General features: G+C 54.8%; 19 protein-coding genes. 14 read left to right on the top strand and 5 right to left on the bottom strand.

Annotation, left to right across the window (positions count from 1 at the left end; translation table 11 throughout):
• Nucleotides 1-30 precede the first annotated feature (30 nt).
• From N512_RS0114860 to N512_RS0114810, 11 genes are all read left to right on the top strand, one after another.
• Nucleotides 31-573, top strand: coding sequence for a hypothetical protein (locus N512_RS0114860; RefSeq protein ID WP_025010821.1), 543 nt, complete (start codon nucleotides 31-33; stop codon nucleotides 571-573).
• Nucleotides 573-1,556 (top strand): COX15/CtaA family protein, encoded by a 984-nt coding sequence (locus N512_RS0114855; RefSeq protein ID WP_028780843.1) that lies wholly within the window; start codon nucleotides 573-575, stop codon nucleotides 1,554-1,556. Before N512_RS0114860 ends, N512_RS0114855 begins: the two co-directional genes overlap by 1 nt.
• A 13-nt stretch (nucleotides 1,557-1,569) precedes the next feature.
• Nucleotides 1,570-2,475, top strand: a complete 906-nt coding sequence (cyoE, locus tag N512_RS0114850) for a heme o synthase (RefSeq protein ID WP_028780842.1) — start codon at nucleotides 1,570-1,572, stop codon at nucleotides 2,473-2,475.
• A 3-nt stretch (nucleotides 2,476-2,478) separates the two neighbouring features.
• Nucleotides 2,479-3,126: an SCO family protein gene (locus tag N512_RS0114845; protein WP_028780841.1), complete on the top strand. Its 648-nt coding sequence runs from the start codon at nucleotides 2,479-2,481 to the stop codon at nucleotides 3,124-3,126.
• A gap of 105 nt (nucleotides 3,127-3,231) precedes the next feature.
• A complete protein-coding gene (locus N512_RS0114840) occupies nucleotides 3,232-3,549 on the top strand; it encodes an STAS domain-containing protein (protein ID WP_028780840.1) in 318 nt (105 codons plus the stop codon).
• Entirely contained in the window at nucleotides 3,527-3,889 is a 363-nt protein-coding gene (locus N512_RS0114835) for a response regulator (protein WP_025010825.1), read from the top strand. The genes N512_RS0114840 and N512_RS0114835 overlap by 23 nt, the downstream gene beginning before the upstream one ends.
• Before the next feature lie 21 nt (nucleotides 3,890-3,910).
• Nucleotides 3,911-6,001, top strand: a complete 2,091-nt coding sequence (locus tag N512_RS0114830) for a chemotaxis protein CheA (protein ID WP_028780839.1) — start codon at nucleotides 3,911-3,913, stop codon at nucleotides 5,999-6,001.
• Nucleotides 6,002-6,013: 12 nt separating this feature from the next.
• Nucleotides 6,014-6,565 carry a chemotaxis protein CheW gene (locus tag N512_RS0114825; RefSeq protein WP_025888185.1) on the top strand — a complete coding sequence of 184 codons (552 nt, stop codon included), beginning with the start codon at nucleotides 6,014-6,016 and terminating at the stop codon, nucleotides 6,563-6,565.
• 18 nt (nucleotides 6,566-6,583) lie between these two features.
• On the top strand, nucleotides 6,584-9,169 hold the full coding sequence (locus N512_RS0114820) for a methyl-accepting chemotaxis protein (protein ID WP_028780838.1): 2,586 nt from the start codon (nucleotides 6,584-6,586) through the stop codon (nucleotides 9,167-9,169).
• 10 nt (nucleotides 9,170-9,179) lie between these two features.
• Nucleotides 9,180-10,052 carry a CheR family methyltransferase gene (locus N512_RS0114815; RefSeq protein WP_306440268.1) on the top strand — a complete coding sequence of 291 codons (873 nt, stop codon included), beginning with the start codon at nucleotides 9,180-9,182 and terminating at the stop codon, nucleotides 10,050-10,052.
• A gap of 2 nt (nucleotides 10,053-10,054) precedes the next feature.
• A complete protein-coding gene (locus N512_RS0114810) occupies nucleotides 10,055-11,074 on the top strand; it encodes a protein-glutamate methylesterase/protein-glutamine glutaminase (protein WP_028780837.1) in 1,020 nt (339 codons plus the stop codon).
• On the opposite strand, the gene N512_RS0114805 is transcribed toward N512_RS0114810, so the two are convergent.
• Complete coding sequence (locus N512_RS0114805) at nucleotides 11,064-12,119, bottom strand: polysaccharide deacetylase family protein (RefSeq protein ID WP_028780836.1); 1,056 nt, start codon at nucleotides 12,117-12,119, stop codon at nucleotides 11,064-11,066. The genes N512_RS0114810 and N512_RS0114805 overlap by 11 nt on opposite strands.
• A gap of 19 nt (nucleotides 12,120-12,138) precedes the next feature.
• On the opposite strand from N512_RS0114805, the gene N512_RS0114800 reads away from it, so the two are divergent.
• Entirely contained in the window at nucleotides 12,139-13,479 is a 1,341-nt protein-coding gene (locus tag N512_RS0114800) for an MATE family efflux transporter (protein WP_028780835.1), read from the top strand.
• 56 nt (nucleotides 13,480-13,535) lie between these two features.
• Here N512_RS0114800 and nfuA read toward each other — a convergent pair whose 3' ends face one another.
• Both nfuA and N512_RS0114790 read right to left on the bottom strand, forming a co-directional pair.
• Nucleotides 13,536-14,114 carry a Fe-S biogenesis protein NfuA gene (gene nfuA / locus N512_RS0114795; protein ID WP_028780834.1) on the bottom strand — a complete coding sequence of 193 codons (579 nt, stop codon included), beginning with the start codon at nucleotides 14,112-14,114 and terminating at the stop codon, nucleotides 13,536-13,538.
• Nucleotides 14,115-14,309: 195 nt separating this feature from the next.
• Nucleotides 14,310-14,846 (bottom strand): ComF family protein, encoded by a 537-nt coding sequence (locus N512_RS0114790; RefSeq protein ID WP_231473598.1) that lies wholly within the window; start codon nucleotides 14,844-14,846, stop codon nucleotides 14,310-14,312.
• A gap of 226 nt (nucleotides 14,847-15,072) precedes the next feature.
• On the opposite strand from N512_RS0114790, the gene bioH reads away from it, so the two are divergent.
• On the top strand, nucleotides 15,073-15,852 hold the full coding sequence (gene bioH, locus N512_RS0114785) for a pimeloyl-ACP methyl ester esterase BioH (protein WP_028780832.1): 780 nt from the start codon (nucleotides 15,073-15,075) through the stop codon (nucleotides 15,850-15,852).
• A 38-nt stretch (nucleotides 15,853-15,890) separates the two neighbouring features.
• Nucleotides 15,891-16,394, top strand: coding sequence for a hypothetical protein (locus N512_RS0114780; protein WP_028780831.1), 504 nt, complete (start codon nucleotides 15,891-15,893; stop codon nucleotides 16,392-16,394).
• Here the strand turns inward: N512_RS0114780 and N512_RS23140 are convergent.
• Together N512_RS23140 and N512_RS0114770 are read right to left on the bottom strand one after the other, a co-directional pair.
• Nucleotides 16,346-18,346: an LTA synthase family protein gene (locus N512_RS23140; RefSeq protein WP_051472824.1), complete on the bottom strand. Its 2,001-nt coding sequence runs from the start codon at nucleotides 18,344-18,346 to the stop codon at nucleotides 16,346-16,348. The two genes, N512_RS0114780 and N512_RS23140, sit on opposite strands and share 49 nt — an antisense overlap.
• Nucleotides 18,347-18,682: 336 nt before the next feature.
• The gene (locus N512_RS0114770) at nucleotides 18,683-21,025 is read right to left on the bottom strand and encodes a Tex family protein (RefSeq protein WP_028780830.1); all 2,343 of its coding nucleotides are present in this window, start codon (nucleotides 21,023-21,025) and stop codon (nucleotides 18,683-18,685) included.
• Nucleotides 21,026-21,195: the final 170 nt, after the last annotated feature.

Here is a 21,195-nt window from a genome sequence, read left to right as displayed (position 1 = left end):
GAACGCCCAATTACAGCAAGAGGAGCCAGGATGAACTCCCGAACCCAAAGACCACTCTTGATACTACTGCTGGCCTTTGCCCTGCCGGTGATACTGGCAAAACTGGTACTGAGCTTCGAGCTATATCAAGGTGGAGCCACCAACAAGGGCCAGTTGCTGCCGGTTAATCTGGGTTATCAGCAACTTGGGCTAGACAACCCGCTTCCCGGCCGTTGGCAAGTCCTATACCTGATACCGGCCAACTGCGATGAACTATGCCAGGAACGGCTCTACATATTGCAGCAGAGCCATACGGCGCTGGGCGCCGAGATGGACAGGGTCGACACCCTGATTTTCATCAACCGGGAAAGCGACACGGGTGCTCCGCTAAACAACGACTTTCATCGAGTCACTCTGGATAAACCTCTGACCGCCGAGAATCCATTACAGCAGCAGATGTTGGTGATAGTCGACCCTCTGGGCGCTTGGGTGTTGGCCTATCCGGGGGTAGTGGATCACCAGGGCCAACTCCTGCAGGGCAAGGCCTTGGTCAGCGACCTGCGCAAGCTGTTGAAACTCTCGAGGGTGGGCTGATGAAACTGAACTTGCTACTGAAGATGACCCTCATCTGCACTCTGACGGTAATCCTGTTGGGCGCCTACACCCGGCTGTCGGATGCCGGCCTTGGCTGCCCCGACTGGCCCGGTTGCTATGGCCATATCAAGGTGCCTTCTCAGGCCCATGAATTGGCTCATGTCGAACGCCACTTTCCGGGACAAGAAATAGAACCCAAGAAAGCCTGGCTGGAGATGATCCACAGATACGTGGCCGGCTCGCTGGGGATTCTGGTATTACTTATTTTGATCCAGAGTTGGCGTGGCAGCGCAACCCCGAAGACGCTGCCGGGACTGATCGCCGCACTGATCGTATTTCAAGCGCTGCTGGGAATGTGGACTGTGACCATGAAACTGATGCCCGTCGTGGTCATGTCTCACCTGCTCGGGGGATTCACCCTGTTTTCGCTGTTGTTGCTGCTGTATCTCAGGCTCCGGCCGCTGCAAATCCCGGATGGCGATCCCAAAGCCCGCACCTTGGCGCCTTTGGCCATGGTGGCGCTGGCCATTGTGGTACTGCAAATTATGCTTGGCGGCTGGACCTCCTCCAACTACGCCGCCCTGGCCTGCACAGAGTTGCCTATCTGCGAAGGTGACTGGAGCAACAACCTACGTCTGGCAGATGCCTTCTCTCCTTTTCAGGGGCAGCATCCCAGCTTTGAGTTCGGCGTATTGGATTACCACACCCGGATGACCATACATATTGCCCACCGAATAGGTGCCCTGCTGACCGCGATAGTGGTACTCACCCTGGCATTCATGCTCTGGCGCAGAGCCGACTCGAGCATGCTGAAACGCTCGGCTCTGGTACTCACCTTGGTGCTGGGATTACAGCTGTCATTGGGCCTGGCCAACGTATTGCTGCATCTGCCGCTGCCGGTGGCGGTTGCCCATAACGGCGGTGCAGCCCTGCTGCTGCTGACTTTGGTATTCATCAACTATGCGCTTTGGCGTAAAGCCTGAAGAGGGACTGTTTATGGCCAAACTACTCTCCATAGCCCAGGACGCGACCCGCACAGAGATCTCCTGGCGCGATTACCTGGAAATGACCAAGCCCAAGGTGGTGGCGCTGATGCTGCTCACCGTCCTGGTGGGCATGTGCCTGGCGTTGCCCGGTGCCGTCCCCCTACAGCCCTTGCTTGCCGGGTTAATGGGAATTGCCATGATGGCGGGCTCGGCGGCCGCCTTGAATCACCTTATCGATCGACGCATCGATGGCCTGATGGCCCGCACTTATAACCGCCCCTTACCCAAGGGACGAGTGAGTGTGAGCCGGGCCTTGAGCTTTGCCGTCTTGCTTGGATTGGCGGGCTTTACCCTACTCTATTGGCTGGTGAATCCACTCACCGCTTGGTTGACCTGTGCCAGCCTGATTGGCTACGCCCTTATCTATACCGCCTATTTAAAGCGGGCAACCCCCCAAAATATCGTGATAGGTGGCCTTGCCGGCGCCATGCCGCCACTGCTGGGTTGGACGGCGGTAACCAATGACTTTCACGGCCACGCCTGGCTGTTGGTGATCATTATTTTCACCTGGACTCCACCTCATTTCTGGGCCTTGGCCATTCACCGTCAAAAAGAGTATGCCAAGGTGGATATCCCTATGCTGCCTGTGACTCACGGGGTGGAATTTACCAAGACCTGTATTCTGCTCTACACCCTACTACTGGCCATCGCCTGCTTATTGCCGGTTTTGGTTGGCTTGAGTGGCCCCGTCTATCTGCTGGCTTCCACCATTCTCAGTTGCCTGTTTATCTACAAGGCCTGGCAACTCAAGTTTGCCGACCGCCCCGGGCTGGCGATGGCCGTGTTCCGTTTCTCTATCTATCAGCTGATGTTGCTGTTTATTGCCCTGCTGGTGGATCATTACCTCTGGAGTTGAATCATGAAGAAACGCATCTTGGTGGCGGGTATTTTGCTCATAGGTCTTGGCGGTTTGGCCAGTGTGCAGCTGTTTCACCGACCTTCGTCTCAGCCGCCGCAGGCACTGCAAACCAGCTTTCAATATGAAACCCCAAGGCCACTGCAACCTTTTGAGTTGCAGGACCAAAACGGTCATCAATTCGATAATGACAAGCTAAAACAGAAATGGAGTCTAATTTTCGCCGGTTACACCTCCTGCCCGGACGTATGTCCCACCACCCTTGGCAAACTCAGTGCCGTCTACCCGAAACTGGCACAAGTGGCACCAATACAGGTGATACTGCTCAGTGTCGACCCTGAGCGTGACAGCCAAAGCAAACTCAAGGATTACCTGGCCTTCTTTAATCCCGAGTTCATAGGTTTGCGTGCCGAGCACCCGGCATTACTGCCCTTCAGCCGCGATCTGGGCCTGGTGTATTCACTGGTCGGCGATGGCCCTGACTACCAAGTGGATCACAGCGCCTCTTTGATCCTGATCTCGCCCGACGGCCGCCGCTACGCCACCATCAAGCCCAGTTCACAGACACCCGGACAACTGCCGCAAATCCGCAACGATGAACTGCTGGCCGACTTTCGCACTCTGGTTACTCAGTATCAAGGGCCTCACTAACCCCCTAAAGAGCCTAGACATTCATATACCATTTTTTCTTTTGAAAAGAGGCAGAAGTGAAATTTGCCGACTATCTTTTGTGTGTTGGGAAAACAAGGAAGCACTATGTCCATCGACACACTGGCACTGGGTTCAGAAATAAGCATTCGCAATATTCAGCCACTCTACCAAAAACTATTGGAGCTCTTGCATCGGGTCGATGAATTGATCCTGGATGCCGGTGAGTTGCACAAGGTGGATACTGCCGGCGCCCAGTTGCTTTACCTGTTTGCTCTGAGTTGCGACAAGCGAGGGTTGAAACTGTCATGGCAACAGGCTCAACCCACCTTTATCGCTCAACTGACGCGCCTGGGTATCAGGATCCCGACACTCGATTCGGATTTTGAAAAGGAAACGCTCAATGAAGACAATCCTCGCAGTTGATGATTCAGCCTCCATGCGGCAAATGGTGAGCTTTACTCTCAAGACAGCAGGTTTCGACGTGACCGAAGCCAACAATGGCGAGGAAGCGTTGAAAGTAGCCCAAGGCAGAGAGTTTGACCTGGTGATATCGGACGTCAACATGCCAATTATGGATGGTATCGAGCTGATACGTAACTTGCGCGAGCTGCCCAACTACAAGTTTGTGCCCATGTTGATGCTGACCACAGAGTCGACCACAGACAAGAAGCAACAGGGACGAGCGGCCGGAGCCACCGGTTGGATAGTCAAACCCTTCAACCCGGATCAGCTGTTGGCCACGGTTCGCAAAGTATTGGGTTAGCCTCCGGCAAGGAGCGGATATATGGACATAGATCTGAGCCAATTCACCCAGGTGTTCTTTGAAGAAAGCCTCGAAGGCCTGGAGGTCATGGAATCTGAGCTGCTGAAACTGAACGTGCAGCAACCGGATCCGGAAACTATAAATACCATTTTTCGTGCCGCCCATTCGATTAAGGGAGGCAGTGCCACTTTTGGTTTCAACCAGGTCGCCGGATTCACCCACTTGCTGGAAACCCTGTTGGATGAAATCCGTGATGGCCGCCGGGAAATGACCGCCAATCATCAGGATATGTTGCTCTTGTCGGTGGATCTGCTGCGCAACATGCTGCAGGCCTTGATGGCAGGTCAAAGCTTTGAATCGCCCCAGCAACAAGAGCTGGAAAACCGCTTCAATCAGGAGCTGTCCGCAGTTACCGGGGTCGAAGATGCGCCGGATAACGCCAGCCAAAGCAATGAAAAGTCAGCAGCCAAAGTATCAGAAACCAAAGATTCTGAAACCAAAGATATTGGGCTCAGCTGGCAGATAGATTTCCATGCAGGCGCCGACATTCTCAGATGCGGCAACGACCCCATTTTGATGTTCAACGAACTCGCCGAGCTGGGTGAACTAAAGGTCAGCCTGCCAGCGCAGGAACTGCCTGAGTTTGAAGACCTGGACCCCGAATCCTGCCGTCTGTATTGGCAGCTGCAACTCGACACAGAGGCGCCACTTGAGCGGATAAAAGAGGTGTTTGAGTGGGTCGAGGACGACTGTGAAATCCATTATCAGCAGTTACCCGCCAAGGCACAGCTTGTCGAAGGTGTTTCTCCGCAGGAACAAGCCCCTATCTCGACTTCTGCCCCAGCCTCCCAAGAGACACAGGTCGCAGCCACCACAGCCAAAGTGGAGTCCGGCAAGGCTGTTGCCAAAACGGCGGAAACCAGTTCTATCCGGGTCAGCACCGACAAGATAGACATGCTGATCAATATGGTGGGTGAGCTGGTGATCACCCAGGCTATGCTGGGGCAGATAGGCCAACAGGAACGCATTGACGATAACGCTCTGCTGTCACTGCAGCAGGGGCTGGAGCAATTGGCCAATCACACTCGGGATCTGCAGGAAAGCGTGATGCAGATCCGCATGCTGCCTATCAGCTTCGCCTTCAACCGTTTTCCCCGATTGGTACGCGATATAGGTCAGCAGCTGGGCAAGAAGGTTGAGCTGATCCTCAAAGGTGAGGAGACAGAGCTGGACAAGACAGTGATGGAGAAAATTGTCGACCCCATGGTGCATCTGGTACGTAACTCTTTGGATCACGGCATTGAATCCCCTGCTGTGCGCAGTGCCAAGGGTAAACCGGAAACCGGCAGGATCACCCTCAACGCCTTCCATCAAGGCGGCAATATTGTCATAGAAATAACCGATGACGGTGCCGGATTGGATACCGGCAGAATTCTCGCCAAGGCCAGAGATAAAGGCTTGATCGGCGCCGAAGAGGAACTCAGCACAGAGGCGATTCAGCAACTCATCTTTAAACCCGGCTTTTCTACCGCCGACAGCGTCTCCGACCTCTCTGGCCGGGGCGTGGGTATGGATGTGGTCAGACGCAACATTCAAGCACTCAGCGGCAGTGTAGAGCTGGCCTCGACACCCGGCAAGGGTAGCCGTTTTACCATTCGCTTGCCTTTGACCCTGGCCATTCTCGACGGCCAGTTGGTGAGGGTCGGCGAGCATACTTATGTGGTGCCGCTGGTCTCCATCTATGAGTCGTTGCAAGTGGAAAGCAGTAAGGTCAACAAGCTGTCTGAAGAGCACGAAGTGATCCGCCTGCGAGACGAGTACCTGCCGGTCATCCGCGTTTATCAGGAGTTCAATCACCAGGCTCAGGCCAAAGAGGTCAAAGAGGGGCTGGTGATGGTGGTGGACAACAACAACCAAAAAGTCGGCCTGCTGGTCGATGAGTTGCTGGCGCAGCAACAAGTGGTGATCAAGAGTCTGGAAGACAACTACGCCAAAGTGCCCGGAGTGTCCGGAGCCACCATTCTCGGTGACGGCCGGGTGGCGCTGATAGTGGATATTCCCGGACTCGTGACCATGTCTGGCCTCAATCAAACTCAGGAACATGCAGCCTAGAAGGGAAGCGCAATGACAGAATCCAACCCTGCAACATCGGCAGCTGCGGAAGATCAATCACAGCAATACCTCACCTTTATGATGGCCGATGAGGAATATGGCGTCGATATTCTCTCGGTGCAGGAGATCCGTGGCTGGGAAGCAACCACGGTTATTCCCAATGCACCGCCCCATGTCAAAGGGGTGATCAATCTGCGCGGCACCATAGTCCCCATCATAGATCTGCGCCAAAGGTTCGGTATCAAGACCCTGGCATATGGCCCAACCACAGTAGTGATAGTGCTGAAAGTGCGCCTGGATAAACAGCACAAGGTGATGGGCATAGTGGTGGATGCCGTTTCCGATGTTTTCAGTATCACCCAGAGCGAGATCCGCAGTGCGCCCGATTTTGGCCAGGACACGGACATGCGTTTCATCCATGGGCTCACCTGTGTGGCCGATAAGATGGTCATACTATTGAATATCAATATGTTACTCGGTAATGAAGTGCTGCCGGATGCATCACAACTTTCCAGTTTGCTGCAGCAACTGGACTTGGAACAGCCTCAGGCTGCCAACCTTTAAGACATCGAGGAAAGAAGAATGGATGCCGCCAATGCCAACATAATCAACAGTAATCCCTGGAATCTGCTTGGCTTAATCACGGGCATCGCCGTGATGGCGCTCATGCTGCTAGGCCAGGATCCCAATATCATTATTATTCTGCAGGGCGTCACCCTGGTTTGCATACTGCTTGGGCTATTGCACTCACTCAAGCACAAAGGCACCCTGGATAGCGCCATCAACCAACTGCAGCGGTTGCTGAAAGACGGCACGCAGCAGTTTGCCGAGCTTGATCTGCCGGGCTGGAAGCCACTGCTGGACGAGCTCAGCCGTTGGCGTCAGAGCCAGCAACAGCAGCAAGCCATTCTCAAGGCTCTGGATATCTGCCAGGCCAATGTGATGGTGGCCAATCCAGCCGGTGACATTCTATACTTCAACCACTCGCTGCAACAAACCATGCGGGACGCCGAGGCCGACATTCAAGAGGTATTGCCCAAATTCCAGGCCGACAAGCTGCAAGGTGCCAATATGGATGTTTTCCACCGCAACCCTGAGCATCAAAGGAAATTGATCGCCGGCTTGGAGCAGGTTTACTCGACTCAGATCAAGGTAGGTCGTCGCACCTTCAGCCTGATAGCTTCGCCGGTATTCGACGAAAACAAGCAGCGTATTGCCACTGTGGTCGAATGGCAGGATCTCACCGAAGCCCTTAGCAAACAACAATTGGAGCTGCAAAGCGCTACAGAGAACACCCGCATCAAGCAGGCTCTCAATGTCTGCCAGGCCAATGTGATGGTCGCCGATACCGACTACAACATCATCTACCTGAACGATTCACTGAATGAAATGCTGGCAGGCAATGAGCAAAAGCTGCAACAGGAGTTGCAGGCCTTCAACATGAGCAAGCTGATTGGCAGCAATATCGATATCTTCCATCGCCATCCTGAGCATCAACGACAATTGCTGGACCAGCTCACCGACAGCTATAACACCCGCATCAAGGTAGCCGGGCTGACATTCAACCTGATTGCCACCCCGGTATTTGAGCAGGGCAAGCGTACCGGCACAGTAGTGGAGTGGCAGGATATCACCGCCAGCCTGGCCAGAGAGCAGCAGGAAAAACAGCTGGCGGCCGAAAATGCCCGCATTCGTCAGGCATTGGATAATGTCAGTTCAAATACCATGGTGGCGGATAACGACGGCAATATCATCTACCTCAACCAAGCTGTGCAGCAGATGTTTCAGGCAGCCGAGAAAGATATTCTCCGCGACCTGCCCAAGTTCAATGCCAGCAAACTGCTGGGACAAAATATCGATGGTTTCCACAAGGTCCCCAGCCACCAGCGCAATATTCTCGCCGGATTGACCGAGACCTACGACAGCCAGCTGCAAGTTGGCGGCCGTACCTTCAGAATCATTGCCAACCCGATACTGGACCCGGAACAGGGACGAATTGGCACTGTGGTTGAGTGGGCCGACCGTACCAATGAAGTAGCTATAGAGCAGGAGATTGACGCCATTATCACGGCGGCCAACGACGGCGACCTGAGCCGCCGCCTGGATATTCACAACAAGGAGGGCTTCTTCCTTAATCTCTCCAACGGCCTCAACCGCTTGGTCGGCATCGCCGACAATGTCATCTCCAAAATCGCCGATATCTTCGATGGCCTGGCCAAGGGGCAACTGGATCGTAAGCTCGACGGCGAATATCAGGGTCAGTTTGCCAAGCTGCAGCAAGATGCCAATGCCACCATCAGTAAGTTGACCGAAGTGATTGGGGGCATCAATGACTCGGCCAATACCGTCACCTCAGGAGCCGAAGAGATAGCTCAGGGCAACGCCGACCTTAGCCAGCGTACCGAAGAGCAGGCCGCCTCCCTGGAGCAAACCGCCTCCAGCATGGAGGAGATGACAGCTACTGTGAAGCAAAGCGCCGAAAATGCCACTCTGGCCAACAACTTAGCTCAGGAGGCCAGCGAGAAGGCTGGCGAAGGTGGCAAGGTAGTCAAACAGGCAGTCAGCGCCATGGAGGAGATCAACACCTCGAGCAAACGCATTGCCGACATCATCAGCGTGATAGATGAAATCGCCTTCCAGACCAACCTGCTGGCGCTGAATGCTGCGGTCGAGGCTGCCAGAGCCGGAGAACAGGGCCGTGGTTTTGCTGTAGTGGCCGGAGAGGTACGTAACCTGGCACAGCGCAGCGCCGGTGCCGCCAAAGAGATCAAGGAGCTGATCCGCGACAGCGTCAACAAGGTCACGGATGGCACCCAGTTAGTCAATCAATCCGGTGAAACCCTGCAGGAAATAGTGCAAGCCGTGTCCAAGGTAGCCGGCATGATCAACCAGATCAGCATAGCCGCCGAGCAGCAGTCGGTTGGGATCCAGGAGGTCAATAAAGCTGTGTCGCAGATGGATGAAATGACTCAGCAAAACGCCGCTTTGGTGGAACAGGTCTCGGCAGCAGGAGATGCCATGGCCGAACAGGCCAGAAGCATGAAGCGTCAATTGGGCTTCTTCAATACCGCCAATCTGGAAAAGGGCGCCGGCAAGCCCCTGACCCTGATCGCCGGGGATAAGTCCCCCAAGATCCGTGTCAGTTCAGAAGAGTGGAGCGAGTTCTAGGAGATACTGATTGAGCTTCGATGAAGAGAAGGCATTCCCGATGACAGCCGCGGATTTCGGCATTATCCGCGAGCTGGCCTACCAACACACAGGGATAGTGTTACCCGAGCGCAAGCGCCATATGGTGTATTCCAGGCTCAGCCGCCGACTGCGATTGTTGCGGCTGGCCAACTTCGGGGAATACTGCCTCAAGCTGCAAAGCGACCCTCTGGAACTGGCGCCATTTATCAACGCGTTGACCACCAATCTGACCTCCTTTTTCCGTGAGCGGCACCACTTCAACTTTCTGGAAACCGAGCTGGTGCCCTATTGGCAGCAGCGCAAGCAACGCAGGCTGAGAGTTTGGTCGGCAGCCTGTTCCAGCGGTGAAGAGCCCTACAGCATAGCCATGACCTTGGCAGAGCACTTTCCCGCCGCCTCGGGTTGGGACCTGAAAATATTGGCAACCGATCTCGATACCAATGTGTTGGCCAGAGCCGAAGCCGGAGTTTATCCCCTGGCCGGAATGGAGGCCATCCCTGAAAGGTGGCACCACTATCTGCAAGGCGCAGCTGAAGAGTTTAGTATTAGCAACCAGATCAAAAAATTACTCTTCTTCAAGCAGCTCAACTTACTGGAGCCCTGGCCGATGCAGGGCCCATTCGATGCCATCTTCTGCCGTAATGTGCTGATCTATTTCGACCAGAGCACCAAGCAGAAGATAGTGGCCGGTTTCAGAAAACTCCTGGCCGATGATGGTGTGTTATTTATTGGCCATTCGGAAAGCCTGACCAATATCTCCCGTGAGTTTGAAACCGTCGCTCAAACCACTTATCGCCTACGGCATCAGGATTCGACTCTGCCGCGGCTGTCCCATGTCTCAGGAAGCAAGGAGCCATACTGATCATGGTAAAAGTTCTGATTGTTGACGACTCGGCACTGGTACGCCAGTTGCTGAGTCATATGCTCAGCCAGGCCCAAGACATAGATGTCGTCGGCTGCGCCGAGGACCCCTACGAAGCCAGAGAGATGATTAAGGCGCTGCAGCCTGATGTACTGACCCTGGATGTGGAAATGCCCAAGATGGATGGCCTGGCCTTTCTGCGCAACTTGATGCGCCTAAGGCCCATGCCTGTAGTGATGGTGTCGTCCTTGACCGAGCGCGGCGCCGACGTAACCCTGGAGGCCTTATCCCTCGGGGCGGTCGACTTTATCGCCAAGCCTAAACAGGACTTGACCAATAGGCTTCTGGACTATCAGCAAGAGCTGATCGATAAGGTGCATCTGGCTGCCGCCAGCCATGTCGCCCCTCAACAAGGCAGCACTGCACCACTGAGCGGTGATGCCAAACTCAAAAACCGTATTATAGCCATAGGCGCTTCCACCGGCGGTACTGAGGCCATTCAACGGGTAGTGGCACCGCTGCCGGCCAATACCCCCCCCATAGTCATAGCCCAGCATATTCCCGCGGCCTTCAGCGCTTCATTTGCCCGCCGCCTCAACCAACACGCCAGAATGGAAGTGATAGAGGCTCAGGGCGGGGAAAGATTGAGTCAGGGCGTTGCCTATCTGGCACCGGGCCATGCCCACTTGGTACTCGAGCGCCGCGGCGCTCATATCTACACCAAGCTGCTGGACACGGAAACCGTCAACCGCCATAAGCCCTCGGTGGATGTGCTGTTCAACAGCATTGCCGAGATTGCCGCTAAGTCGGCGATAGGGGTGATACTCACGGGCATGGGTAAAGACGGTGCGGCCGGCCTGCTGAAAATGCATCAGACGGGAGCCCACACCATAGCCCAGGATGAGGCCAGTTCCGTGGTTTGGGGTATGCCTGGCTCGGCAGTGGCACTCAATGCCTGCAACGAGCAGTTGCCACTGGCGAATATCCCGGCCAGGCTGTTGAAATTACTGACTACTCCTTGACCCAGCTGCCGTCATCCTTTGGCCTAACCCATGCCTGGGAAAACCAATAATAGCTGCCGTGACGTTTGCTGGGGGCGGTACAGTTGTATCTGGATCGCCCCGGAGGCAAGTCCAGTTCAGCCTGAATACGGAAACGATTCGCCGACAACCATTGAGGTTTCTTGGCGCCCTGCCCCTGTACATAACACATGAGCTGCGACTGATTGATATCGCTCATGTCCAGAGTCACCTCAAGTTCGGGCCGCCACTGACCCATGGGTAACTCAGGGTTACTGGGGGAGATGGCCTGCACCGGCATATTCAGGCTATGCAGTTTCACCTTGAGAGCATTCATATCGGCATAGGCACCGGCTACGGGGAAACGCGGCAAAGAGGTCAAAGCAGAGTGAGGGCCTGCCGCACCGGACTGCTGCCCCAAGCCAACAAATCCAAGACGCTGCAACAAGGCCTCCAACTGGCTGTTATATTCGCCGTAGGGATAGGCGAGTATCTTCAGGTTGTCGCCGGTTTCTTTGGCAATTCGGGCCTCGGTCTCAAGCAGGTTGGCTTCGATTCGCGCCAGCCACTGCTCCTCGGTTTCGGTGGCATTGCGGCGGATCAGATGCTCATGCCCCCAACTGTGGTTGGCAATCTCGGCGCCTTCTGCCACCAGTGTTCTGAGCTGCTCCCAGCTCATCATCTCACGGTAACCCTTTTCTATCGGTTCTATCGCCACAAACAGTGTGTAGGGAAAGCCAAACTCTTTCAGTATTGGGTGAGCAGCCTCGGCAATGCTGAGGTAACCGTCATCGAAGGTGATGGCAACCGTTCTCGGTGCCAACGTTTTGGACTGACGAATCGCCTCTATTACTTGGGTCAGCGGCACCACATTGAAATCATGATCCGCCAGATACTGCATCTGCTCCCGAAACTGGGCCGGAGTCACACTGGTACTGGCCGGCGAGCTGTCAGAAACATGGTGATACTGTAGAATGACTGCCGCCAGGACGGGTGAACTTATTAGCCCAAGACAACTGCAGAGCAAAAAGCACAGCTTTTTCAACATCATTAACCTCTGAGAAATTATGACCACCAGCATTGGCCTGTTCGACAGGCAAAAAAATCGTCAGCTGTTTGCGCTGGCGCTTCCAATGATACTGTCCAACATAACTGTGCCGCTACTGGGTCTGGTGGATACGGCTGTCATAGGGCACTTGAGTGACGCCTATTATCTCGGGGGCGTCGCCGTTGGTTCGACCATTATAACACTGCTGTTCTGGTTGCTGGGGTTTCTGCGTATGGCCACCACGGGCATGGTTGCCCAAGCCTATGGCGCCGATGACAAGCCTCGGCAACTGCAGCTGTTGATGCAGGCCGGCGCACTGGCACTTTTCCTCGGCTTGATGGCTCTGCTGTTGCAAGGGCCGATACTCAGCCTGGCCGCCAGTTTCTCCGATGCCAGTGAGCAGGTCAGCCACTACGCCGCAAGCTACTTTTCCATTCGTATCTGGTCGGCCCCGTTTGCATTGCTGAACCTGGCTCTGCTTGGCTGGTTGCTCGGCCGTCAGCAACCCAAGGCCGCCATGTGGCAGTTGATCATCGCCAACTGTGCCAATATAGCTCTGGATCTGCTGTTTGTTATAGGTTTGGGTTGGGGCGTAGAAGGCGCGGCCCTGGCATCCGTCATCGCCGATATGACCGCTTGCGCCGTAGCCTGCACCATGGTGTTGCGCCAGTTAAAACAGTTCAATGTGCCGCCTATTGCCGAGCTGCTCGGGCAGTTACATCCCCGTGACTTTGGTCGCCTCTTGAGCCTGAACCTGGATATCTTTATCCGCAGCTTGTGTTTGCAGGCCACCTTCGCCTTTATGACCTTCAAGGGTGCCGGGCTCGGCGATGAAACTGTCGCGGCCAATGCCGTGTTATTGAATATGTTGCTGCTGATCTCCTACGCCCTGGATGGCATCGCCTACTATGCCGAGGCCGAAGTGGGCCGCACCACGGGTCAAAAACACCTGGACGCGCTCAAACAGGCGGTTTCCCTGGCCTTTAGTTGGTCGGCCATAATAGCGCTGGGGTTCAGCGGCTGTTTCTGGATTTTCGGTGAGCAGCTCATCGGCATGCTGACCAATATTCCCGAGGTGCGTCAGGTCGCCTTGATCTACCTGCCATGGCTTATCGCCCTGCCGCTGCTGGCATTTGCTTCCTATCTATTTGACGGTGTCTATATTGGTGCCACCAAGGGTAAAGTGATGCGTAACAGCATGATTTTCGCCAGTTTGGCAGTATTTTTCCCGGTCTGGTTCATGTTGCAACCCTTGGGTAACCATGCTCTATGGGCCGCCATGAGCGCCTTTATGCTGGCGCGTAGCCTGAGCCTGGGGCTGCACTTCCTCTGGCGTCGGCGGCAATTTATTCCTGCCTGATGGCAATAAAAAAGGACAGTGTTGAACTGTCCTTTTCTTTGGAACCTGTACCAGTATTACTGGTAAGAATGGTCGCCATGCTGGTGATCTGTTACATCACGAACACCGGTCAATTCGCCGGGGAAACGCTCCAGCAACTGAGTCTCGATGCCGTCTTTCAGGGTCACATCGACCATGGAGCAACCGTTACAACCACCGCCGAACTGCAGTACCGCCACGCCGTCATCTGTGATCTCCACCAGCATGATGTGACCGCCGTGGCTAGCCAGCTGGGGGTTGATCTCGGCCTGGATCATATACTCCAAGCGTTCGGTCAGCGGAGCATCGTCAGACACTTTACGCATCTTGGCATTGGGCGCTTTCAGGGTCAGTTGTGAACCTAACTGATCGGCCACCAAATCAATGCTGGCTTCTTCCAGGAAAGGAGCGCTCTTTTCATCAACCATGGCCTTGAAACCATTGAATTCCAGCTCGATATCGTCGGCTTCAACCGCATCCGGTGGGCAATATGAAACGCCACATTCGGCCTGAGGAGTCCCAGGGCTGATAACAAAGACCCGAATATGAGTGCCTTCCGGCTGACCATCCAGGAGTTTAACAAAGTGCGCCTGAGCTGCTTCGGAAATGGTAATCATGACAACCTGCTCCGTCAGGGTAAACCTGAGTAAATTAGTAAGAATTAGAGCTATCATACTCCGACTGTCATGCGCTTTGTAGTCCCGAAAGCGATAGAGCTGAGTTTTTTGTTGTCGGGATCTCGATTTTATCTTCCACAATTCCAAGCCGGATCTTGATCTTTAGTTGGCACCATACTTACCGCCTTTAACCGCTCAGGAGCTATGGTTCAATCCGGGCGCTTCGGCTCTGGCCAAACACCAAACCTGAACATCCGGCGACCAGGGAGCCAAAGCTTTGGCGGCTTCCCGGATAGTGGTGCCTGTCGTCACCACGTCATCCACCAACACCAATCGTTGCCATTTTGGTGCCCCGCTCACGGCAAACGCCTTGGCCAGATTACGCCTGCGGGCCTTGCCACTGAGACCGGCCTGTGGCGCAGTATCCGCTATCCGCAGCAACAAAGAATCCTCCAGCGGCAGCGCCAACTCTTGGCTCAGCATAGATGCAATCACCCAGGCCTGATTGAAGCCCCGCTGTTGCAGCCTCGTCGGATGCAAAGGAACAGGCACCAAGGCCTGTGGCCAACAGATAAGTCCGGCTGCCGTCAATGCCTTTACCCTGCAAGACAAGGCCCTAACCAGTGCGGGTAGAGGGGCGAAATCCTGCTGGTATTTGACTCGGCCGACAAGCGGCCCCAATGCCGAGTGATAGCTGGCCGGGGCCACCACAGGGATAGGACTGTGTTTCATGCAGGAACCACAAAAGCGTGCAATGACGGTCAACTCCCGGCCACAGCCGAGGCAAATAGGTTGTCGGTAGCAGGTGGCCGCAAGACAGCAGGCACACAAACCCTGACTGGCTGACGGGATCTGCTGGTGACACAGTAGGCAACGGTTGGGTAAACTGGCGGCCAATAGGGCCCGGCATCCTGCCAATAGAGGGCTCCACATAACAAGTCTTCCATGAGGTGTTTCAGTGAGTCTGCATATCGAAAGCCAGGGACAGGGACGGGATCTGATCTTGCTCCACGGTTGGGGCGTCAACAGTGCCGTTTTTCATCCCCTGCTGTCTGGCTTGTCTCAGTATAGAGTCCACAGTGTCGACCTGCCGGGATTTGGTTTTAGCCAGGCCATTGACGGTGAACTTGACGACTGGGTGGACGCTCTGGTGGCAGCTCTGCCAGAGCAGGCAGTATGGTTGGGTTGGTCGCTTGGTGGCCTGGTTGCCACCCGAGTAGCTCAGCGCTTTCCAGAACGAGTTGCCGGGCTTATCACTGTCGCCTCCTCTCCTTGCTTTATGGCCAGGAGCGATAACCAATGGCCTGGAATAACACCTAATGTGCTGACTCAGTTTGCCGAGCAACTGCAACAGGATCTGCAGCGAACCATAGAAAGGTTTCTGGCAATCCAAGCCATGGGCAGTGATAGCGCCCGCGACGATATTCGCACCATTCGCGAGCTGGTTCTGGCGCGGCCGCTAGCCAATGAACAGGCTCTTGCGCAGGGTTTGGAGATGTTGGCCAAGGTGGATCTGCGCCCCGGACTGGAACGGCTCGCCCTTCCCTGGCTCAGGGTTTGGGGAAGATTGGATGGGCTGGTGCCCAGAAGAGTCGCTAACCTATTGCCGGGTAACGCATCAACCACAGATTTACTGCTGGCCAAGGCATCACACGCCCCCTTTATTTCCCATCCTCAGGAGTTTATTCAGGGGCTAAATAGCTGGCTAACAGAGAAAGACTTTAATTCCTTGCCCTGATTGACTATTATTTGGACAGCAATGTAAGGAATGACCCTATGCAGCTCGTCTCACACTATCCACAGGTACCGATCGCGACCAGTAATCCCGCGACCGATGCCGCTCGGGTAGAGAGTCAGCAAAGACCGCCGGTCATTCCGCCGCAGCAACCCAGTAAAGGCCATGAAGAAAGGGCCTTCAACCCGCAGCACGAACGCACTGCAGACTCGGCGCAGCAACAGGCCAGACTGGCCGACAGAGTCCAGGAGCGCCAACAGCAATCCGGTCAACAACAGCAGCAACAGGAACAACAGCAGCGCCAAGGCAGTAAGCCACTGCAGCTGAATCTGGTCAGCAAGCCGGCCCTGGATCGCCGCGATATCCGTAACCGTCTGCTAGAAGCCGCGGCTTTTCCCAAGCCCGCCATCGAATCAAGTACCGAACGCCATCCCATGCCGAATGAAGCACCGCAGTTTTATCGTGAGCTGGGACAGAGAATCGACACCTTCTACCATCAGCGTACTGAGCCCCTGCCCGATGCCGGCATTTCAGCGTTGGTTTGATCCGTCTTTGGCGGCAGCTTATATAAACCTTCCTGATACGCCATGCTACCCCAAAGCGCTAACCCAAGAGCCTTGCGAGCCATAGGTTCTGCGAGCGGTGCTGTATGCAGTTGTTCCTTAACAGGGTCGTAATCAAAGGTCGCAGGCGCCTTCTCCGGCTGCAATATGGTGACCTTATTGCCCTGCATATAGGCAAAGTTCTTGTCGTACTGCATCAAGGCCCTGCCCGGCCAACTATCGGGCACCTTTGACAGGTCTCGCCCCAACATGGGGTAAGTGGCATCTATGCCGGCTAAAGACAACAGAGTTGGCGGCAGATCTATCTGACTCACTACCCGCAAGTCCCGTTTGGACGTTATCCCATCACCCAGCAACAAGCCCGGGATCCTGAATCTGGGCACAGGCACCAAGGAGGCCCCGGAAACCCGGCTGTCATGATCGGCCACCACCAGGAACAGGGTATCACGCCAATAGTCAGCCTCTTTGGCCAGGCGGAAAAATTCACCTATGGCGTAATCGGCATATTTGGCAGCATTGTTGCGGGTCTGTTTCGGTTGTTCATACAGCTCGATACGGCCATCAGGGAATTCAAAGGGATCATGATTGCTGGAGCTGAACACCAGGCTAAAGAAAGGCTTGCCCTCGGCATGGAGCCGCTTGAACTCTGAATCGGCCTTGCGCATTAAATCTTCATCCGAAGCGCCCCAGGAGCCGACAAAGGCAGGTTTACGATAATCTTTCTGGTCGACGATAGTGCTGAAACCATTACCGAGGAAGAAGCTGCGCATATTGTCAAAGTGGCTTTCACCACCGTAGATAAAAGAGGTGGAATACCCTTTAGCCTGCAGTAATTCCGCCAGGCTGAAGAAGCCGCTCTGGCTCTTGCCGAGTTTCACCACAGAGCGCGCCGGCGTGGGGGTAAAGCCTGTGGTCACCGCCTCTATGCCGCGGACCGAACGTGTACCCGTGGCATACAGGCTCTCGAAATACCAGCCTTCATCGGCCAGGGCATCCAGATTGGGCGTCAGTGGTAAGCCTCCCAGGCTGCCAACGAAACGAGCTCCCAGGCTCTCCTGCAATATGATGACTATATTCTTGGGTTTACCGCGATAACTGGCCTGGTTTTGGCTCAGACTGGGATATTTGTCTGATATGAAGTCAGCAGGCGCACGGCCACTCTCCTGGCGGATTATCTGATAGATCTCCTTTCTGTCCATGTCGCCATAGATCCGCGATGCGTCGGCCTCGTTATTCATTTGGCTGATGGCAAAGGCCAGAGAGTAACCGGAATTGACCACCAACGAGTTGACGAGCGGATCATCGGCGAAGGCCACCATGGCAGGGTTCAAGGGCCTGTGGCCGAGACTGGATCTGGCCCCCGCCAGTGACAAGACAATGATCAGCACACCGAGCACTGGGCGCCAATACCACTTGGGGAAACGACAATTGCGACCGAGGTAACCTGAGAGTTTCCAGCCGCCCCAGAGGATGACTCCGGACAAGACCACGGAGAGGATCAGCTCCAGTTTGCGGCCGCTCCAGAGCATGGAGAGCACTTCTTTGGGGTAAATAAGATATTCGACGTAAAGACGGTTAGGCCTGACACCGTACTCTTCAATAAAGGAGGGTGTGGACAGCTCCAAAAACAGCAAATACCAAAGCCCGAGAGTCAGCCATAGACGTTGTATCCAAGACCAGCAACGCCCAAGCCAATGATCGCCGCCAAACAAGGCAGTACCCAGTGCCACAACGCCCCAGAGCCAACAAAGCATGGCCACATCGACCCGCAGCCCCTGCAACAACATATGGCTCCAACCACCAACGGCGGTTACCCGTTCATATTGCCAAAGCCCCAGCCCAATTCGGCTCAACATCAGGCATAACAGAGCCAATAAACTGAAAGTCAGTACACCGCGAAACGGCCCCGTAAACTTAAGATGGGAAAACTTCATGCCCTAAAATCCTTGCCACTCTTGTATCTCGGTGGTTGATATAAAAATTGAGGTTTAACCGCACGCCAACTCTTTGCCCGAGCCGATTTGCCGCGTCATTATGACAGAAAGGCTACGATAAAGTTTCATTAACATTTGTTTGTAATTGCCGATAACGCCAGAGGGTGAAACAGTTCGCAAAAGACCGGGAAAAGCGGCAGAGCTCAAGGTTCATAGAAAAGAGCAGCATTGGCTCGAGTGTTGGTTGCAGAAAATGGAGTGTAAAAAAATCCCCCGATAATTATCGAGGGATTCATCTACTGTCGGACCGTTAATAGATATTCAACAACTTGTCGATCAGTTTTTCTTCAACTTGGCAAAGGCATCGGCAAAAGCATTACCCATGGCGGCATTCACTGGCTGTGGCTTGGCGGCCGGACGTTGTTTGCCCTGACCAGGCTTATTGCCCTTGGTCTGCGGCTTGCCGGTTCTTTGTTGTGGCTTACCGGGCTCAATCTTTTCGTCCAGGCGCATCGACAACCCAATACGCTTACGCTCCACGTCCACCTCCATGACCTTCACCTTGACCACATCACCGGCCTTAACCACGGTATGAGGATCGCTGACAAACTTGTCGGTCAGAGAAGAGATATGCACCAGGCCATCCTGATGCACGCCGATATCGACAAAGGCGCCAAAGTTGGTGACATTGGTCACCACACCCTCGAGGATCATCTCAGGCTTGAGGTCCTTGAGCGCCTCAACCCCATCTTTGAATTTGGCTGTCTTGAACTCGCCCCGGGGATCCCGACCCGGCTTATCCAACTCCTTGAGGATATCCGTCACTGTCGGCAGGCCGAATTCATCCGTGGTGAACTCGGCCGGATTGATACTGCTCAACAGTTCACTGTTACCTATCAGCTCGGCAACCGGTTGGCCCTTGAGCTTGGCAATATTTTCCACCAGTGAATAGGCCTCGGGGTGAACGGCCGATGCATCCAGTGGGTTGCTGCCTTCACGGATCCGCAGGAAGCCGGCTGCCTGTTCGAAGGCCTTGGGTCCCAGGCGTGGTACTTTGAGCAGCTCTTTACGGTCGTTGAAGCGGCCGTGCTCATCGCGGTATTCCACCAGGTTTTTGGCCAAGGTGCGGTTAAGACCGGCCACCTGACTCAGCAGTGGCATGGAAGCCATGTTCACGTCGACACCGACGCCGTTTACACAGTCTTCAACGACGGCTTCCAAAGAAGCCGACAGCTGGCTCTGGCTGACATCGTGTTGATATTGGCCCACACCGATAGACTTAGGTTCAATCTTAACCAGCTCCGCCAGCGGATCCTGCAAACGTCTGGCGATGGATACGGCGCCGCGCAGTGAAACATCGAGATCAGGAAACTCATTGGCCGCCAGCTCTGAGGCCGAATAAACAGAGGCTCCGGCTTCGCTGACCATCACCTTGGTGATGCCGGGATTGCTGTCTTTGACCATGGCAATCACTTCAGCTGCCAGCTTGTCGGTTTCACGGGAAGCCGTGCCGTTACCTATGGCGATCAGCTCCACCTTGTGCATATTGACCAGATTGGCCAGGGTGCGTATCGACTTGTCCCACTGGTTTTGCGGCGCATGAGGGAAGATAGTGGTATGGCCCACCAGCTTGCCTGTGTCGTTGACCACAGCCACCTTAACCCCGGTGCGCAGCCCGGGATCCAGTCCCATGGTGGCCTTGGCTCCGGCAGGAGGTGCCATCAGCAAGTCGCCCAGGTTACGGGCGAAAACTTTAATCGCCTCGGTTTCCGCCGCTTCACGCATTCTGGCGATAAACTCGGTTTCCATCTGCAGGGCGATTTTGATCCGCCAAGTGGCTGTGATAACCGTCTTCAGCCAGTTATCCAAAGCGCTGTCACTCAGCTTGAGACGCAAGTGCTCGGCGATGAGCACCTCACAATAGCTACCGGCTTTGGCTTCTGCCTCAGGGTCGGCATTCATAGATAGACTCAACACGCCTTCATTACGGCCGCGCAGCATAGCCAACGCCCGGTGAGAAGGCACTGAGCTGAGTTTTTCAGTGTGCTCAAAATAGTCGCGGAACTTGGCGCCTTCCTTCTCCTTGCCTGCAATCAAGCGGCTTTCAATGACAGCCGACTGTTGCAGGTGGTTACGCACCTTGGCCAGCAATTCGGCATCTTCGGCGATCCGTTCCATCAGGATATAACGGGCACCATCCAACACCGCCTTGGCGTCGGCAAAACCGGCTTCCGGATTGAGATAGGCCTCGGCAGCCTGTTCAGGATCCATGGAGGCGCTGCCGACAGCAGCATAGAGGGCATCGGCCAAGGGCTCGATACCGGCTTCAATGGCAATTTGGCCCTTGGTACGGCGCTTGGGTTTATAGGGCAGATACAGATCTTCGAGCCGGGTCTTGCTGTCGGCTTCATTGATGGCGTGCTTCAGCTCGGCGGTCAGTTTTCCCTGGGCCTCTATCGAGGAGAGGATCACCTGACGCCGATCGTTGAGCTCCCGCAGATAACCGAGACGAGTGTGCAGGTTACGCAGCTGGGTATCATCCAGCCCCCCCGTCACCTCTTTACGGTAACGGGCCACAAAAGGCACTGTAGCGCCTTCATCCAGCAAGCTGATAGTTGCAGCAACCTGCTGCTCACGAACGTTCAGCTCCTGGGCAATAATCTGAGCAATATTATGCATAGTAAGGATCTGTTGGATTGACAAAATTCAGTTGCGCCAACCATACCACAGGCTGCCTGAAAGTTTCATAGCCGGAGAGTGAGATTCCAGCCATTAGTCGGCTAATCTCATTCCCGATTAAGCGTTTGACTCGCTCAGGTCTAGCACCTTGACACTCTTTACAAAAATTC

This window comes from Shewanella sp. 38A_GOM-205m, assembly GCF_000518445.1.
Lineage (GTDB): Bacteria > Pseudomonadota > Gammaproteobacteria > Enterobacterales > Shewanellaceae > Shewanella > Shewanella algae.
Note: the sequence above shows the minus strand (reverse complement) of the source record. Positions and strands in the feature narration are given on the sequence as shown.

Excerpts from the sequence above, each read along its gene's own strand:
- N512_RS0114860 (WP_025010821.1), top strand. The coding sequence starts at position 31 with ATGAACTCCCGAACCCAAAGACCACTCTTGATACTACTGCTGGCCTTT.
- N512_RS0114855 (WP_028780843.1), top strand. The coding sequence starts at position 573 with ATGAAACTGAACTTGCTACTGAAGATGACCCTCATCTGCACTCTGACG.
- cyoE (WP_028780842.1), top strand. The coding sequence starts at position 1,570 with ATGGCCAAACTACTCTCCATAGCCCAGGACGCGACCCGCACAGAGATC.
- N512_RS0114845 (WP_028780841.1), top strand. The coding sequence starts at position 2,479 with ATGAAGAAACGCATCTTGGTGGCGGGTATTTTGCTCATAGGTCTTGGC.
- N512_RS0114840 (WP_028780840.1), top strand. The coding sequence starts at position 3,232 with ATGTCCATCGACACACTGGCACTGGGTTCAGAAATAAGCATTCGCAAT.
- N512_RS0114835 (WP_025010825.1), top strand. The coding sequence starts at position 3,527 with ATGAAGACAATCCTCGCAGTTGATGATTCAGCCTCCATGCGGCAAATG.
- N512_RS0114830 (WP_028780839.1), top strand. The coding sequence starts at position 3,911 with ATGGACATAGATCTGAGCCAATTCACCCAGGTGTTCTTTGAAGAAAGC.
- N512_RS0114825 (WP_025888185.1), top strand. The coding sequence starts at position 6,014 with ATGACAGAATCCAACCCTGCAACATCGGCAGCTGCGGAAGATCAATCA.
- N512_RS0114820 (WP_028780838.1), top strand. The coding sequence starts at position 6,584 with ATGGATGCCGCCAATGCCAACATAATCAACAGTAATCCCTGGAATCTG.
- N512_RS0114810 (WP_028780837.1), top strand. The coding sequence starts at position 10,055 with ATGGTAAAAGTTCTGATTGTTGACGACTCGGCACTGGTACGCCAGTTG.
- N512_RS0114805 (WP_028780836.1), bottom strand. The coding sequence starts at position 12,119 with ATGTTGAAAAAGCTGTGCTTTTTGCTCTGCAGTTGTCTTGGGCTAATA.
- N512_RS0114800 (WP_028780835.1), top strand. The coding sequence starts at position 12,139 with ATGACCACCAGCATTGGCCTGTTCGACAGGCAAAAAAATCGTCAGCTG.
- nfuA (WP_028780834.1), bottom strand. The coding sequence starts at position 14,114 with ATGATTACCATTTCCGAAGCAGCTCAGGCGCACTTTGTTAAACTCCTG.
- N512_RS0114790 (WP_231473598.1), bottom strand. The coding sequence starts at position 14,846 with ATGAAACACAGTCCTATCCCTGTGGTGGCCCCGGCCAGCTATCACTCG.
- N512_RS0114780 (WP_028780831.1), top strand. The coding sequence starts at position 15,891 with ATGCAGCTCGTCTCACACTATCCACAGGTACCGATCGCGACCAGTAAT.
- N512_RS23140 (WP_051472824.1), bottom strand. The coding sequence starts at position 18,346 with ATGAAGTTTTCCCATCTTAAGTTTACGGGGCCGTTTCGCGGTGTACTG.
- N512_RS0114770 (WP_028780830.1), bottom strand. The coding sequence starts at position 21,025 with ATGCATAATATTGCTCAGATTATTGCCCAGGAGCTGAACGTTCGTGAG.